Here is a 14,723-nt window from a genome sequence, read left to right on the forward strand (position 1 = left end):
CCCACCCTTCCGGCGCCATTCGCATGCGTAGACAGACCAAAACCGTCATTGCCGTTATCGTCATCGCAGGCTTGATCGGGGTCGCCAGCTGGACTCTGACGCGCCCTGCTACGGCCAAAATCAGCGCCCCCGCTGCGGTTCCGGTCAAAGTGGTGAATGTGGTCAAGGAGGATGTGCCGCGTTACGTGACCGGTATCGGTTCCGTTCTTTCGCTGCACAGTGTGATTATTCGGCCGCAGGTGGACGGCATCCTCACCAAGGTGCTGGTCAAGGAAGGCCAGGCGGTCAAGGCCGGTGATCTTCTGGCGACCATTGATGACCGAGCGATCCGCGCCACGCTGGACCAGGCCAGGGCCCAACTGGCGCAAAGCCAGGCGCAGCTGGACGTGGCGCAACTGGATCTCAAACGCTACAAGCTGCTCAGCGATGACAACGGTATTTCCAAACAGACTTTCGATCAGCAGCAGGCGCTGGTCCAGCAGCTCAAGGCCACGGCATTGGGCAATCAAGCCGCCATCAGCGCATCACAGGTGCAGCTTTCCTACACGCAGATTCGCTCGCCGGTGACTGGCCGGGTCGGCATTCGCAATGTCGATGAAGGTAATTTCCTGCGGGTCAGCGATGCCCAGGGACTGTTCTCGGTTACGCAGATTGACCCGGTTTCCGTCGAATTTTCCCTGCCCCAGCAAATGCTGCCGACCTTGCACAGCCTGATCGTTTCCAGCACCCCTGCTGCGGTAAAGGCGTTTCTGGGCGACGGCGACAACGGCAGCTTGCTGGGCGAAGGCAAACTGACCCTGATCGACAACCAGGTCTCGGCCACTACCGGCACCATTCGCGCCAAGGCCGAGTTCAGCAATCCGAAACAACTGCTCTGGCCGGGTCAATTGGTCACGGTGAAGATCCAGACCGGTATCGAACGCGACGCGTTGAAAGTCCCACCGCAGGTGGTTCAGCGCGGCATGGAGCAGCACTTCGCTTATCGGGTCAATGGCGACAAAGTCGAAGTGGTGCCGGTGCAAGTGTTGTATCAGGACAGCGATCTGACCTTGATCACCGGCCCGCGTGCCGGGGATGTGCTGGTCAGTGATGGCCAGTCCCGGCTCAAGGCCGGTTCGCGCATTGAAGTGATGAGTGACGCTGCGCCGCAAAACACCGTGGGCAATCTGGAGACCGCACGATGAAAGGCCGCGGATCCATTTCCGCGTGGTGCGTGGACCATCCGGTCGCCACCCTGCTGTTGACCTTCGCCCTGGTGCTGCTCGGTGCCATCGCCTTCCCGCGCCTGCCTATCGCGCCGCTGCCGGAAGCAGAATTCCCGACCATTCAGGTCTCGGCGCAATTGCCCGGCGCCAGCCCTGAAACCATGGCGTCTTCGGTGGCGACGCCACTGGAAGTGCAATTCAGCGCGATTCCCGGCATGACGCAGATGACGTCGAGCAGCGCCTTGGGCTCGACCAACCTGACTCTGCAATTCACCCTCAATAAAAGCATCGACACCGCCGCCCAGGAAGTTCAGGCCGCGATCAACACCGCCGCCGGGCGCCTACCCGCCGACATGCCGAACCTGCCCACCTGGCGCAAGGTCAACCCGGCCGACAGCCCGGTGTTGATCCTCAGCGTCAGCTCCACGCTGATGCCTGGCACTGAACTGAGTGACGTCACCGAGTCCCTGCTCTCGCGTCAGCTGAGTCAGATCGATGGCGTCGGTCAGGTGTACATCACCGGTCAGCAGCGACCAGCGATTCGTGTGCAGGCTGCTCCAGAAAAACTCGCGGCATTGGGCCTGACCCTTGCCGACATTCGCCAGGCCGTGCAGCAGACCAGCCTGAACCTGGCCAAAGGCGCGTTGTACGGCAAAGACAGCGTGTCGACGATTGCCTCCAACGACCAACTGTTTCGACCGCAGGATTACGCGCAGCTGATCGTTTCCTACAAAGACGGCGCGCCGGTGCATCTGCGTGATGTGGCCCGAGTAGTGAACGGTTCGGAAAACGCCTACGTTCGAGCTTGGTCCGGTGAGCAGCAAGGCGTCAACGTGGCGATTTTCCGTCAGCCCGGCGCCAACATCGTCGACACGGTGGATCGCATTCAGCGCGAATTGCCACGCTTGCAGGAAATGCTCCCGGCGTCGGTGGAAGTCTCCGTGCTCAATGACCGGACCCGGACCATTCGGGCCTCGTTGCATGAAGTGGAAATCACCCTGCTGATTGCGGTCTTGCTGGTCGTCGCGGTCATGGCGCTGTTCCTGCGCCAGCTGTCGGCCACGTTGATTGTCAGCGCCGTGCTGGGCGTCTCGCTGATTGCCAGTTTCGCCATGATGTATCTGTTCGGATTCAGCCTGAACAACCTGACGCTGGTGGCCATCGTGGTGGCGGTCGGCTTCGTGGTGGACGACGCCATCGTCGTGGTGGAAAACATCCACCGCCACCTGGAAGCCGGCGACGGCATGCGCGAGGCCGCGATCAAAGGCGCCGGGGAAATCGGCTTCACCGTGGTGTCCATCAGCTTCTCGCTGGTGGCCGCGTTCATCCCGTTGCTGTTCATGGGTGGCGTGGTCGGAAGGCTGTTCAAGGAGTTCGCCCTGACCGCCACCGCGACCATTCTGATTTCCGTGGTGGTTTCCCTGACTCTGGCGCCGACGCTCGCAGCGTTATTCATGCGCGCGCCCAAACACGATCCTCACGCCAAACCCGGCTTCGGCGAGCGCCTGTTGGATCTCTACGAGCGCGGACTGCGCAAGGCGCTGGCCCATCAACGGGTGATGCTGGGGATTTTCGGCCTGACGCTGGTTCTGGCGGTAGTCGGCTACGTGATCATTCCCAAGGGCTTCTTTCCGGTGCAGGACACCGCATTCGTCCTCGGCACCACCGAGGCCGCCGCCGATATTTCTTACCCGGACATGGTTGAAAAACATAAGGCGCTGGCGAAAATCGTTGGCGAAGACCCCGCCGTATTGGCCTTTTCCCATTCCGTCGGCGTGACCGGCAGCAACCAGACCATCGCCAACGGGCGCTTCTGGATTTCCTTGAAGCCACGCAGCGATCGGGATGTGTCGGTCAGCGATTTCATCGACCGGCTGCGGCCGAAACTGGCAAAAATTCCCGGTATCGTTCTGTACCTGCGTGCCGGTCAGGACATCAACCTCAGTTCAGGCCCCAGCCGCAGTCAGTATCAATATGTGCTGAAGAGCAACGACGGGCCGCTGCTCAATACCTGGACCCAACGCCTCACCGAAAAACTGCGTGCCAACCCGGCATTCCGCGACCTGTCCAACGACCTGCAACTGGGCGGCAGCATCACCCATATCGACATTGACCGCAGCGCCGCCGCGCGTTTCGGCCTGACCACCGCCGATGTGGATCAGGCCCTGTACGATGCGTTCGGACAACGACAGATCAGTGAATTCCAGACCGAGATCAACCAGTACAAGGTGATTCTCGAACTGGACGCCAAGCAGCGCGGCAAGGCCGAAAGTCTGGCGTACTTCTATCTGCGCTCGCCGCTGACGGGCGAAATGGTACCGCTCTCGGCCCTGGCGAAAGTCGCGGCGCCGACCATGGGCCCGCTGTCGATCAGCCACGACGGAATGTTCCCGGCGGCCAACCTGTCTTTCAACCTGTCCAAAGGGGTCGCGCTGGGTGATGCGGTGCGCATGCTGGATCAGGCCAAGACCGAAATCGGCATGCCGGCGTCGATCATCGGCAACTTCCAGGGCGCGGCGCAGGCGTTCCAGAGTTCGCTGGCCAACCAACCCTGGTTGATCCTCGCGGCGCTGGTCGCGGTGTACATCATTCTCGGCGTGCTGTACGAAAGCTTCGTGCATCCGCTGACGATCATTTCCACCTTGCCTTCGGCGGGGATCGGCGCGCTGTTGATGCTGTGGCTGATGGGCCAGGACTTTTCGATCATGGCCTTGATTGGCGTGGTACTGCTGATCGGCATCGTCAAGAAGAACGGCATCTTGCTGGTGGACTTCGCCCTGGAGGCGCAACGCGAACGCGGACTCACCCCGGAGGCGGCGATCTACGAAGCCTGCCTGACGCGTTTCCGCCCGATCATCATGACCACCCTCGCCGCCTTGCTCGGCGCGTTGCCGCTGATGCTCGGCTACGGCGTCGGTGCCGAACTGCGCCAGCCGCTGGGGATCGCGGTGGTCGGCGGCTTGCTGGTCAGCCAGGCGCTGACGCTGTTCACCACCCCGGTGATCTACTTGCAACTTGAACGTGTGTTCCATCGCCGCAAGCCGGAACCGGTCACACAACCCAAGCGTTCGCTGGCGATGTCGGAATGAACACTTTTCAGGGCGTCTGGATGCTGGAACCTGTGGGAGCCGAGCTTGCTCGCGAATACGGTATATCTGACGCAACAGATCCGTGGGATGTCCCGACCCCTTCGCGGGCAAGCCTCGCTCCTGCAGTTGCGCGGAGAGTTGCCCCATGCGCGTCCTGATTATCGAAGACGAAGAAAAAACCGCGGACTACCTGCATCGCGGCCTGACCGAACAGGGTTACACCGTCGATCTGGCCCGTGAAGGCATCGAAGGTTTGCACATGAGCCTGGAGAGCGATTACGACGTGATCATTCTTGACGTCATGCTGCCCGGCCTGGACGGCTTCGGTGTGCTGCGGGCACTGCGCGCGCGCAAGCAAACCCCGGTGATCATGCTCACGGCGCGCGAACAGGTGGACGACCGGATTCGCGGCCTGCGCGAAGGCGCCGATGATTACCTGGGCAAGCCGTTTTCCTTTCTCGAACTGGTCGCCCGGCTGCAAGCCCTGACCCGGCGCACCAGTGCCCACGAGCCCGTGCAAATCAGCATCGCCGACCTGTGGATCGACCTGATCAGCCGCAAGGCCACCCGCGCCGGCGCCCGTCTGGACCTGACCGCCAAGGAGTTTTCGCTGCTCAGCGTACTGGCGCGGCGGCATGGGGAAATCCTCTCCAAGACGTCGATTGCCGAGATGGTCTGGGACATCAATTTCGACAGTGACGCCAATGTCGTCGAAGTCGCGATCAAGCGTCTGCGGGCGAAGCTGGACGGGCCGTTCGAACAAAAACTGCTGCACACCATTCGCGGCATGGGTTACGTACTGGAGAACCGCAGTGAAAGCTGACTCCATCGCGCTGCGTTTGAGCGCCATGTTTGCGGTGGTCGCCTTACTGGTCTTCACCCTGATCGGCTGGGCGTTGTATTTACAGGTCGACAAAGGCCTGGGCCTGCTGCCCGAGGCGGAAGTCGATGCGCGTTACAGCGTGCTGGAATCAGCGGTCAATCGCTTCGGCACGCCGGAGCATTGGGTCAAGATCAACGCCAAGCTCAAATTGCTCAGCGAAGAAGACAAGCGCCTGCACTTCTGGGTCGTCAGCGACAACCCGAGTTATGAGTTCGGCAATCCTGACGCCGAGATTCGCGCGTTCGCCAGTGGTCCGCTGGGCATGCGTGACTTGCGGCTCAGCGGCCATGAGTTTCCGTTCAAGGTGCTGGTCAGCCAGTTCGCCGCCAAGGATCAACGGCCGCCGTTGCGTTTTCTGATCGCCATCGACACCGAAACCTTCTGGCAAACCCAGCACTCGCTGCTGATCGCCCTGATCAGCCTCGCAGCGGTCGGCATCGCCCTGGCGTCGCTGTTGGGTTATTGGGTGGCGCGCATTGGCCTGCGGCCCTTGACCAGTCTGTCGCTGGAGGCGCAGAAACTCGCCCCGCCGCGTCTGTCCGGCCGCCTGCAACTGTCACCGCTGCCACCGGAACTGAACCAGTTCGTGACCTCGTTCAATTCGACGCTGGAGCGCGTCGAGCAGGCCTATTCGCGCCTGGAGTCGTTCAATGCGGACGTCGCCCATGAGCTGCGCTCGCCGCTGACCAACCTGATCGGCCAGACCCAGGTCGCCCTGACACGCGGGCGCTCGGCCGAACATTATTTTGAAGTGCTGCAATCCAATCTCGAAGAACTGGAACGGTTGCGCTCGATCATCAATGACATGCTGTTTCTGGCCAGCGCTGACCAAGGCAGCAAGGTCACCGAACTCACGTGCGCGTCCCTGGCGCAGGAAGTTGCGACCACCCTGGATTATCTGGACTTCATCCTCGAAGACGCTCAGGTGCAGGTCCAGGTCAATGGCGATGCCAGCGTGCCCATCGAAAAAGCCCATCTGCGCCGGGCCTTGATCAACCTGCTGCACAACGCCGTGCAGCACACCGAGCCGGGTCAGGTTATCCAGGTCGATATCGTCGAACACCTGGATCACGTGAGCATCGAAGTCGCCAACCCCGGCAGCGAGATTTCTCAGGAACACCTCCCCAAACTGTTCGAACGCTTCTATCGCGTCGACGCCTCACGCAGTAACAGCGGCGCCAATCACGGCCTCGGATTGGCCATCGTCAAGGCGATTGCCCTGATGCATGGCGGCACCGTGTTCGTGCGCAGTCAGGCCGGACTGAATACCTTCGGGATCAATTTGCCACTGAGTCTGGGCGCCTGAAGGACTGCGCCATCCGGCGGTTTGTGTTGCGTGCTATCCATATGAGGTTATAAATACCGGACCTGCTTATCACCTTTATGCCGATCATTTAAGAAATTCCAGAAAATACAACATCTTAAGTCTGATCTGCTTTTCATCGAGCGCTCCCCGTGCAATGACTGCTCCTTTGCCCAAGCTAGAATTACGAAAAAAATGGCGCCGGCCAGAAATTATTTTGATCTGCGGAAGCGTTATCGCGGTGGTGACGCTGTTACTCATCATTATTTCGCTGTTGAGTCGGGAACACCGCGAGGCCACTGAAAATGCCTCCCGCGCGGCGTCCAATATCGTGCAGCTGATCGATGCCGACGTGTTGCGCAATGCCGAACTCTACGACACCTCGCTGCAGGGCATGATCAGCGCCTGGCAGCATCCCGGCCTGATGAATATTTCTCCGGAACTGCGCCATTTGGTGTTGTTTGATCGGTTCACCTCTGCGCGCTTCAAAGGTGATTTGCTGTTGCTGGACCAGGACGGTTATATCCTCGCCGATTCCACGTCCATCGAGCCCCGAACTGAAAACCTGTCTGACCGACCGCACTTTCAGAATCATGCCCAAGACCCTTCGCCCGACCTGAAAGTTGATGGCCCCTTCAAAACCCGCTGGGGTTTCAAGGACTGGTGCATCAGCTTCAGCCGACGCATGTCGGCACCCGATGGATCGTTTCTGGGCATTGCCAGCGGTGCCATGCGCCTGGTTTATTTCAAGCAACTGTTTCGCACACTGGACATCGGGCCGGACAGCAACGTCAACCTGTTCAATACCAATGGTTTGCTGCTGGCGCGCCATCCAGAGCTGGATGGCAGGGATCTGATCGGCGAGGATTTGAGCCATACGCCCAACTTCCAGCGCATTCTCAGGGAAGGCAGCGGCAGCTTTACCAGCATTTCGTCTCTCGACAAGCAGCAACGTCTGTACACGTTCTCCCGTGTTGGCAACCTGCCGCTGATCGTCGTTGTCGGACAGTCAGTGAATGAGGTTTACGCCATCTGGCGCCGCAACGCGCTGTTGGTCGGGCTGGCGACAGGGGTGTTGTGCCTGGGAATTTTTGGCCTGGCGGTGCTGCTGCGCCGAGAATTAGGCCTGCGACGGCATGCGGAGACCGAACTCAAGATGCGCGCCGAGACCGATGCGCTCACCGGTCTGGCCAACCGGCGCAAGCTCGACGAAGTGCTCCGGGTCGAATGGCTGCGGGCCATGCGCTCAGGCAAACCGCTGGCCTTGCTGATGATCGATGTGGATAAGTTCAGGGCGTTCAATGAACGGCATGGTCACCACGGCGGCGATGAAGTGTTGCGCAACGTTGCCCTGGCGATTGAGCGCAATATCCGCAGACCCAGTGATTTCGTGGCACGTTACGGCGGCGAAGAATTTGTCGTCGCGCTACCGGAAACCGACATCACCGGCGCCACGCTCCTGGCCGAGAAAATCCGCCAGGGCGTCCAGGCCCTGCCCGCCTATGGTGGCGATAAGCACCCGGTCACCGTCAGCATTGGCATTGCCTGCACGGTGGTGAACAGCGAAGTCTTGTTGCGGGATTTGCTCAATGCTGCGGACAAGGCGCTGTATCAAGCCAAGGATCAGGGGCGCAATCGGGTGGAGGTTGCGGAGTTGTAAGCAAGCATGACCTGTTGGAGATTCTATGTCTGAGGGCAACCGCCAGGCGCCGCAGATGCATTGTCTGAACCGACGCCTTCCCGGCTAAAGCCGGTCCCACTAGATCGCGCTGGTTTTGTGGGACCGGATTTATCCGGGAAGACGGCATTCCAGTAGACGCAAATGCATCGGCTTTATGTCCTATCGCGAACGTTGCGTAGATCCGTTGGAGATTCTATGTTCGCGGGCAAGCTCGCTCCAACGAATCCCACGCCATCCACCCTCTTCAACCCAAGAAATCCCAGACAATAAAAAACGCCAGACTGGCTGGCGTTTTATATATTGAACCAGCCCACCAACTCGTCAGTTGGCAGGCGCTGGGTCAATCTCAGCTGGCAGCGCGGGCGCTGTCACGCAGAGCTTTTACTTTATCGTGGTTGGCTTGCACGCCACTCAGCTGCTTGCTGATTAGCGCAGTAACATTTGCTGGCAGGTTCTTCTCGGTTGCTTTCTGCAGCGCTTCTTTGTAAGCCTTCAGCGCTACGTCTTCGCCACGCTCAACTTCATTGAGGATAGCTACGTCGTCTTTGCCAGTCAGAGTCGACTTCAGGTCAACCCATGCGCGGTGCAGAGTGCCGCTGACGCTGGAAGAAGTTTCTGGATCGCCGCCCAATGCACGTACTTCAGTTTGCAGCTCACGAACGGCAGTAGCGATTTCAGCGGAACGGCTCAGGAAAAACGCCTTCACCGAAGGGTTCTTGATGTCTTCGGCGCTGGTTTGAAAACCTTTCTCGCCGTCTTTGCTGGTTTCGATCAGGTCATTCAGGATAGAGATCGATTCTTTATTGATATCAGTCATTGGTAATTTCCTTAATGGCAGGTTGATACGAAAGTTTCTGTTGCCTGGATAATTGCAGCTGTCGTGCCAGCTTTCATCTATAGAAAATTTGTATGTTTTTCAATTAGTTAGGAAAACAATCATACAGACGCATCGTGATTTCTGCATGAACTGTCCTTTGGCCTGCATGCAGAATGCACGTATCGTGATGCCTTAAGCGCAATGACAAGGGGGCTCAGCCATGAACCCGGAAAAACTCAAACTGCTCGTGACTCGCGAGATGCCTTTCGGCAAATACAAGGGTCGGCTGATCGCTGATCTGCCGGGGCAATACCTGAACTGGTTTGCCCGCGAAGGCTTCCCGAAAAGCGAGCTGGGCGGGCTGTTGGCGCTGATGCAGGAAATCGACCATAACGGCCTGTCCGAGCTGCTCGACCCCCTGCGTACGCGACCGCGTCAATTCAAAGAAGGCTGACCACAAGCGAGACGGCAATGGACTATGCACCGGTAAACCCTGCGGTACTGCAACAGGCGCGCGATGAAGCTTTCTGGGCCGATATCGCCGGGCGCTATGACGTCGAGCCAGGCCCGATCAATCTGGAATACGGCTATTTCGGGCGCATGACCCGCGAGGTGCTGGAAGAATATCGACGCAACATTGATTACGTGAACCGCAGCAACTCGGTGTTCGTACGTAGACAGTTCGACGAAATCGACAGCCGGGTCATTCACGCGCAGCTGGCGGATCTGGTGCAGGTCAGGCCTGAGGAAATCGCCATCACCCGCTGCGCCTCCGAATCCCTGCAATCGTTGATTCGCAACTACAACCAGTTGCAGCCGGGCGATCAGGTGCTGATCAGCGATCTCGACTATCTCAGCGTGCAAACGGCCATGCGTTGGCTGGCCAAAAGCCGCGGCGTCGAGGTGATCGAAATCAATCATGTGCATCCGGCCAGCTACGAAACCCTGCTGAACAGCTATCAGACCGCCTTCGAGCGCAACCCGCGCCTCAAGCTCATGGCACTGACCCACGTGACCCATCGCACCGGTCTGGTGATGCCGGTACAGGCGATTGCCGCGCGGGCCAAAAGCCGCAACATCGATGTGATTCTCGACGGTGCCCATGCGCTGGGGCAGCTGGATTTCAGGCTGGATGAGCTAGGCGTCGCGTTTGCCGGTTACAACTTGCAGAAATGGATGGGCGCGCCGTTGAGCCTGGGCTTTATCTATGTCACAAAGGAGCGGTTGGGGTCGATTGATGCGGACATGGGCGATACCCGCTATGCCAAGGACGACATCCTTGCACTGGTGCCTTACGGCACACCGAATATTCCGGCATGGATGACCTTGCCCAAGGTGTTCGAAGAGCACCGGGCGATGGGAGGTTCGGTTGCCAAAGGCGCACGACTGAGCTACCTGCGCGACCTGTGGGTCAAGCCGGCTCGGGAGCTGGAAGGCCTGGAAGTACTGACGCCGGACGACCCACGGCTGTATTGCGGGATCACGGCCTTGCGCTTTACCCGGCATGCCGATCAGGAGCGCATGGCGCAACGTTTGCTCGATGAACACAACCTGTTCAGCGTGGCGCGGGAAGGATCAGCCTGCGGGCCCTGCATCCGCATCACGCCAGGGTTCAGCACCCCTGCTGCGCATATGCAGCTGTTGACTGAAGCGCTACGCAGGCTGGCGTGAAACTCGAACCTTGTGGGAGCTAGCTTGCTAGCGAAGGCGGTCTTATGAGCACTGGAAATGCTTTGGATGTACCGGCCCCTTCGCGAGCAAGCTCGCTCCCACAAGACCCATTACCAATCAGTCAAACAACGCAATCGCCTGAGCAGTCGCTTCCTGGATGCGGGCCCAGTCGCCATTCTTGACCCACGCGTTGTCGATCATCCACGTACCGCCAACGCACATGACGTTGGGTTGCGCCATGTAGCTCTTGAGGTTGTCCGCGTTGACGCCGCCGGTTGGGCAGAAGCGCACTTCAGTGAACGGGCCGCCCAGAGCTTTGATGGCTGCGACACCGCCGCTGATTTCCGCCGGGAACAATTTGAAACGGCGATAACCCATGGCGTAGCCAATCATGATTTCCGACGCGCTACTGATGCCGGGCAACAATGGCAGCGGGCTGTCGAGGGCTGCCTGCAACAGGTCATGCGTGCTGCCCGGCGTGACGATGAATTGCGAACCGGCCGCTTCGGCATCGGCCAGCATGTTGCGGTCCAGGATGGTCCCGGCACCGACACACAGCTCGGGACGCTGTTCGCGCAGGATACGAATGGCGCTCAGGCCAAAGGCCGAACGCAGGGTCACTTCCAGCGCCGTCATGCCGCCGGCTGCCAACGCGTCCGCCAATGGCAGGACATCCTGATCACGCAAAATGGTGATCACCGGCAAAATCTTTGCCTTGGCGCAGAGTTCATCGATCTGGGAAATCTTGTTCGCCATGCTGTTTAGCGGCTGATTGTTTTCGACTGTTTTCATGGCGGCGGATCCTTTGCTTATGGGCACCAGTAAATCTCAAGGGAAGAGTTAAGGAAGGCGCGAACCGGCATTTCGGCGAGGTCATCACCGGCCAGGGCCGCGCGCAGGGTGTCGAGTTTGGCCTGGCCGGAAACCGACAGGATCGGCAAACGCGCCGAAGCCAGCAGCCGGCGGGTCATGGTCAGGCGCTGATGCGGCACGGTCGGCGCCAGCATCGGCAGGCAGCGATGTTCGCCATCCAGGCGCAAGGCTTCATTCAGGTTCGGGCTGTTGGGAAACAACGACGCGGTGTGCCCGTCATCGCCCATACCCAGAATCAGCACGTCGATGGGCGGCAACTCGGCCAGGGCCTGATCGGCAGCGTCAGCCGCTTCTTCGAGGCTCTGCGCAACACTGTACAAACCGAGGAACTTCGCCCTGGCCGCCGGGCCTTGCAGCAGATAGCGCTGCAACAGGCCAGCGTTGCTGTCGGCATGCTCAACCGGCACCCAGCGTTCGTCAGCCAGGCTCACGACCACTTTGGACCAGTCCAGCGGCTGCTCGGCCAGGCTCTGGAAAAACGCCACCGGGCTGCGACCACCGGAAACCACCAGGGTCGCGACGCCGTTGCTGCTGATCGCCATCTTCAGTTGCGCAGCCACGTTAGCTGCCAGCTCACTGGCCAGCAGCACAGGATTATCGAACTCGCGAGCGACAAGGCCCGCTGGCAGTTCAAGGTCACATATCGCCATACCACGATCTCCCGTCACGAGTAATCAATGCAATGGAGCTCATCGGGCCCCACGATCCGGCGGCGTAAGGCTTGGGCGCATCGCCCGCCTTTTTCCAGCCGGCGATCAGCTGATCGCACCATTGCCATGCGTACTCAATTTCATCTTTGCGAACAAACAGGTTCTGATTGCCGCGCATCACTTCCAGCAACAACCGCTCATACGCATCAGGGACGCGCGCGCTGCGGTAGGTGTCAGAAAAATTCAGTTGCAGTGGGCCGCTGCGCAACTGCATGCCTTTATCCAGGCCTTGATCCTTGGTCATCACTTGCAAGGAAATGCCTTCGTCCGGTTGCAGGCGAATGATCAGGCGGTTGCTGATCTGCATGCGCTGCTCGGGGGCGAAGATGTAGTGCGGCGGCTCTTTGAAGTGGATAACGATTTGCGACAGCTTGGCCGGCATGCGCTTGCCGGTCCGCAGGTAGAACGGCACGCCGGACCAGCGCCAGTTGCGAATGTCGGCACGCAGGGCAACGAAGGTTTCCGTGTCGCTCTGGGTATTGGAGTTTTCTTCCTCCAGATAACCGGGCACCGGCTTGCCTTCGCTGTAACCGGCGATGTACTGGCCGCGCACCACCTGGGTCGCCAGACGTTCCGGCGTGAACGGTGCCAGCGCCTTGAGCACCTTGACCTTCTCGTCACGGATACTGTCGGCGGACAAGTCGCTGGGCGGGTCCATGGCAATCAGGCACAGCAGCTGCAGCAGGTGGTTCTGGATCATGTCGCGCAGTTGCCCGGCCTGATCGAAATAGCCCCAACGGCCTTCGATACCGACCTTCTCCGCGACGGTGATTTCCACGTGAGAAATATGATTCTGGTTCCACTGGGTTTCGAACAGGCTGTTGGCGAAACGCAGGGCGATCAGGTTCTGGACGGTGTCCTTGCCCAGGTAATGGTCGATGCGGTAGACGCGAGTTTCCGGCAGGAACTGCGCCACGGCATCGTTGACCCGACGCGAAGACGCCAGGTCATGACCGATAGGTTTCTCCAGCACCGCGCGGGTGCGTTCGGTCAGGTTGACCGAGGCGAGGTTTTCGCAAATCGCACCGTACACCGACGCGGGCGTGGCGAAGTACGCGATCAGGACTTGCGCATCGCCCACCCGCTCAGCCAGCGCCACGTAATCCTCGGCCTTGAGGAAATCCACGTGCAGGTAACTCAGGCGTGCCTGAAAACGCTCCACGTTCTCAGGCTCAAGTTCAGCCTCCGGAACAAAGCGGCGCAGGGATTTATCGATGTATGCCAAATGCTGCTGTTCGTCGCCCGGTTCGCGTGCCAACGCGAGGATTCGCGTGTCGGCATGCAGCAATCCAGCGCGGTCGAGTTGATAAAGGGCCGGGAACAGCTTGCGCACTGCCAGGTCGCCCAAGGCGCCAAACAAGGCAAAAGTGCACGGTTCAACCGTAATCGAGAGCATAATGTTGGTTCTTTTATCAAGTTAGGCTACAAATACCTTTTTTAAAGGCGTTACTCAAGGCCAAATGTAGTAATAACCACAACATTCCGTCTAAAACCATATTCCAGTGGTGATCAACACAGGCCCTCAGTACGATAGGCCACCTTTGCTACAGGCTAAAGGGCCTCGTGATAGCTCAAGTAAAAACCTGAGCAAAACAGCCGCGACAAGGACTTTGAATGGACCGCACACGAAACCTTCTGGAGATGATCCAGAGCCGACTCGAAGAGCTGAACAAGGCTGAGCGCAAGGTCGCCGAGGCGATTCTGCTCAATCCGCAGCAAGCGACCCGTTTCAGCATCGCTGCGCTGGCCCAGGCCGCCAAAGTCAGCGAGCCGACGGTCAACCGCTTCTGCCGCTCATTCAGCGTCAGCGGCTATCCGGAACTCAAGTTGCAGCTGGCGCAGAGCCTGGCCAGCGGTGCCGCGTACGTGAGTCGCGCGGTCGAGGCGGATGACGATACCGAGGCCTACACGCAGAAGATCTTCGGCAGCGCCATCGCGTCGCTGGACAGCGCCTGCCAGCAACTGGACCCGGCGCTGATCAGCAAGGCCGTGGACATGCTGATTCAGGCCCGGCAGATCCATTTCTTTGGCCTCGGTGCTTCGGCGCCGGTCGCGCTGGACGCGCAGCACAAGTTCTTCCGTTTCAACCTGGCCGTGACCGCCCACGCTGACGTGCTGATGCAGCGCATGATTGCCTCGGTGGCGCACACCGGGGAATTGTTCGTGATCATTTCCTACACCGGCCGCACCCGCGAACTGGTCGAAGTGGCACGCATCGCCCGGGCCAACGGCGCTTCGGTATTGGGCCTGACGGCGGCGGGTTCACCCCTGGCCAAGGCCAGCACCGTGAGCCTGAACATTCCGCTGCCGGAAGACACCGACATCTATATGCCGATGACCTCGCGGATCATCCAGCTGACCGTGCTCGACGTGCTCGCCACCGGCATGACCCTGCGTCGCGGTGTCGACTTCCAGCCGCACCTGCGCAAGATCAAGGAAAGCCTGAATGACAGCCGCTATCCGGTTGAGGATCAGGGGTGAGGCAGGATTG

12 protein-coding genes are annotated in these 14,723 nt (G+C 59.6%); 8 read left to right on the forward strand and 4 right to left on the reverse strand.

Annotated elements, in window-relative coordinates:
* The first annotated feature begins 23 nt into the window (after window positions 1-23).
* The 5 genes from ACP7E4_RS05300 (at window position 24) to ACP7E4_RS05320 (ending at window position 8,140) form a co-directional block, all read left to right on the forward strand.
* Window positions 24-1,184, forward strand: coding sequence for an efflux RND transporter periplasmic adaptor subunit (locus tag ACP7E4_RS05300; protein WP_426112315.1), 1,161 nt, complete (start codon window positions 24-26; stop codon window positions 1,182-1,184).
* Window positions 1,181-4,294, forward strand: a complete 3,114-nt coding sequence (locus tag ACP7E4_RS05305; protein WP_426112317.1) for a multidrug efflux RND transporter permease subunit — start codon at window positions 1,181-1,183, stop codon at window positions 4,292-4,294. Before ACP7E4_RS05300 ends, ACP7E4_RS05305 begins: the two co-directional genes overlap by 4 nt.
* Window positions 4,295-4,439: 145 nt before the next feature.
* Window positions 4,440-5,117 carry a heavy metal response regulator transcription factor gene (locus ACP7E4_RS05310; protein WP_426112319.1) on the forward strand — a complete coding sequence of 226 codons (678 nt, stop codon included), beginning with the start codon at window positions 4,440-4,442 and terminating at the stop codon, window positions 5,115-5,117.
* Window positions 5,107-6,483, forward strand: a complete 1,377-nt coding sequence (locus tag ACP7E4_RS05315) for a heavy metal sensor histidine kinase (RefSeq protein ID WP_426112321.1) — start codon at window positions 5,107-5,109, stop codon at window positions 6,481-6,483. Before ACP7E4_RS05310 ends, ACP7E4_RS05315 begins: the two co-directional genes overlap by 11 nt.
* Before the next feature lie 154 nt (window positions 6,484-6,637).
* On the forward strand, window positions 6,638-8,140 hold the full coding sequence (locus ACP7E4_RS05320) for a sensor domain-containing diguanylate cyclase (RefSeq protein ID WP_426112323.1): 1,503 nt from the start codon (window positions 6,638-6,640) through the stop codon (window positions 8,138-8,140).
* 367 nt (window positions 8,141-8,507) lie between these two features.
* On the opposite strand, the gene ACP7E4_RS05325 is transcribed toward ACP7E4_RS05320, so the two are convergent.
* Window positions 8,508-8,978, reverse strand: a complete 471-nt coding sequence (locus ACP7E4_RS05325; RefSeq protein WP_331151709.1) for a PA2169 family four-helix-bundle protein — start codon at window positions 8,976-8,978, stop codon at window positions 8,508-8,510.
* Between the two features lie 220 nt (window positions 8,979-9,198).
* On the opposite strand from ACP7E4_RS05325, the gene ACP7E4_RS05330 reads away from it, so the two are divergent.
* Both ACP7E4_RS05330 and ACP7E4_RS05335 read left to right on the forward strand, forming a co-directional pair.
* A complete protein-coding gene (locus ACP7E4_RS05330; RefSeq protein WP_020292128.1) occupies window positions 9,199-9,432 on the forward strand; it encodes a DUF3820 family protein in 234 nt (77 codons plus the stop codon).
* A gap of 17 nt (window positions 9,433-9,449) precedes the next feature.
* A complete protein-coding gene (locus ACP7E4_RS05335; RefSeq protein ID WP_426112326.1) occupies window positions 9,450-10,649 on the forward strand; it encodes an aminotransferase class V-fold PLP-dependent enzyme in 1,200 nt (399 codons plus the stop codon).
* 117 nt (window positions 10,650-10,766) lie between these two features.
* Here ACP7E4_RS05335 and ACP7E4_RS05340 read toward each other — a convergent pair whose 3' ends face one another.
* Genes ACP7E4_RS05340 through zwf form a run of 3 tightly spaced genes read right to left on the reverse strand, consistent with a single transcriptional unit; the run spans window position 10,767 to window position 13,628 of the window.
* Window positions 10,767-11,441, reverse strand: a complete 675-nt coding sequence (locus ACP7E4_RS05340; protein ID WP_426112328.1) for a bifunctional 4-hydroxy-2-oxoglutarate aldolase/2-dehydro-3-deoxy-phosphogluconate aldolase — start codon at window positions 11,439-11,441, stop codon at window positions 10,767-10,769.
* A gap of 17 nt (window positions 11,442-11,458) precedes the next feature.
* Window positions 11,459-12,172: a 6-phosphogluconolactonase gene (pgl, locus tag ACP7E4_RS05345; protein WP_426112330.1), complete on the reverse strand. Its 714-nt coding sequence runs from the start codon at window positions 12,170-12,172 to the stop codon at window positions 11,459-11,461.
* Window positions 12,159-13,628, reverse strand: a complete 1,470-nt coding sequence (gene zwf / locus ACP7E4_RS05350) for a glucose-6-phosphate dehydrogenase (RefSeq protein ID WP_020292124.1) — start codon at window positions 13,626-13,628, stop codon at window positions 12,159-12,161. The genes pgl and zwf overlap by 14 nt, the downstream gene beginning before the upstream one ends.
* Window positions 13,629-13,846: 218 nt before the next feature.
* On the opposite strand from zwf, the gene ACP7E4_RS05355 reads away from it, so the two are divergent.
* Window positions 13,847-14,713, forward strand: coding sequence for a MurR/RpiR family transcriptional regulator (locus ACP7E4_RS05355; protein ID WP_065835285.1), 867 nt, complete (start codon window positions 13,847-13,849; stop codon window positions 14,711-14,713).
* The last annotated feature ends 10 nt before the right edge of the window (window positions 14,714-14,723 follow it).

It is taken from the genome of Pseudomonas sp. DSP3-2-3, assembly GCF_049898225.1.
GTDB lineage: Bacteria > Pseudomonadota > Gammaproteobacteria > Pseudomonadales > Pseudomonadaceae > Aquipseudomonas.